The organism is Roseateles sp. P5_B10, from assembly GCF_056400485.1.
The window spans coordinates 1-970 of record NZ_JBFULE010001301.1 but is presented as its reverse complement, the minus strand read 5'-3'; the positions used below and the strand labels follow the sequence as shown (position 1 = coordinate 970).

1 protein-coding gene is annotated in these 970 nt (G+C 68.5%); it reads left to right on the top strand.

Annotated features, from left to right (window positions below; all coding sequences use genetic code 11):
* Nucleotides 1–57 precede the first annotated feature (57 nt).
* A complete protein-coding gene (locus AC1DU6_RS32880; protein WP_457322591.1) occupies nt 58–669 on the top strand; it encodes a DUF4124 domain-containing protein in 612 nt (203 codons plus the stop codon).
* Nucleotides 670–970 lie beyond the last annotated feature (301 nt).

The window sequence follows — 970 nt, the reverse complement described above, 5'->3', positions numbered from 1 at the left end:
GTTCGGTGGCGCGTTGTGCGAGGATCGAATTCAAAGGGATGGTTTGAGATGCGGCGAGTGAGTTCGTGCTTGGGGTTGGCGATTGGCCTTGCGCTGCTGCCTTTTGGCGCTGGCGCGCAGCAGGTCTGGAAGTGCGAGCTGAACGGTCAGGTGCGCTTCAGCGACAAGCCCTGCCCGGGCAGCGGCCAGCCGGTAGCCGAGCGCAGCCTGCAGCCCAATGTCGTCGAGAGCCTCAAGCCGGAGTTGATCCGCGCCACCATGGGAGCAGCGTCCGCGGCTTCGGCGCCCATCGCGACGGCGGGCAATGCCTGCCCCGGTGACGGCGAGATTCGTGGCATGGAAGTCCGCGCCAATTCGACGACGCTGGGCGATGCGGAACGCCAGTTCCTGCAGGACGAGGTGCGCCGCGTGCGCCAGTGCCGTGCAGGGCAGGGGCGCTATCGCGAGGCCGACTGGGTCATCAGCCGCGAGGCCCAGGCGGCGCAGACGCAGCTGAGCGATCGCGCCCGCTATGACGCGCGCCTTCGCGCCGAGGCGATGCACAGTGCGGCCGACCCCGACGAGGGTGACCGCATCAACCGCCGCCGCATCGCCGAGGAGAAGATGCAGCGTCGCCAGCARCAGCGACTGCAAAGAATTCAAAACCCCGCCTCCGCGCCGGCTTCCTAGCGCTCACCCGTGGGGGCACGGCGTTTGCCGATGGTCTGCGCGCAGTCGGCGCGCTGCCGGGGCTGCGTGGAGATCCACGATGAAGCGCTTGGCTGCAGGGTTGGGAATGTGTCTGGCAATGTGGCTGACATGCGGCGGTGCTTGGGCGCARCAGGTCTGGCGGTGTGAAGTGGACGGGCAGGTGCGCTACACCGACCAGCCCTGCGAGAAGAGTGGTGTGCCCCTGCCGGCGCGCAACCTGCAACCGAATGGGGTGGAGATCCCCAGCCCCGCCGCCTCGGCAGCGTCCGACGTGCCGGCT